Origin of the sequence: Paraburkholderia sp. BR10937, from assembly GCF_040965695.1 — a bacterium.
GTDB lineage: Bacteria > Pseudomonadota > Gammaproteobacteria > Burkholderiales > Burkholderiaceae > Paraburkholderia.
The window spans coordinates 1-219 of the sequence record NZ_JBFRCL010000305.1 but is presented as its reverse complement, the minus strand read 5'-3'; the positions used below and the strand labels follow the sequence as shown (position 1 = coordinate 219).

The window sequence follows — 219 nt, the reverse complement described above, 5'->3', positions numbered from 1 at the left end:
TCCTCCACATCTCTACGCATTTCACTGCTACACGTGGAATTCTACCCCCCTCTGCCATACTCCAGCGATGCAGTCACCAATGCAGTTCCCAAGTTAAGCCCGGGGATTTCACATCGGTCTTACATCACCGCCTGCGCACGCTTTACGCCCAGTAATTCCGATTAACGCTCGCACCCTACGTATTACCGCGGCTGCTGGCACGTAGTTAGCCGGTGCTTA

At 54.3% G+C, this 219-nt stretch carries 1 rRNA gene; it reads right to left on the bottom strand.

Annotated elements, in window-relative coordinates:
- Window positions 1–219 (bottom strand): 16S ribosomal RNA (locus AB4Y44_RS43065); the annotation flags it as partial.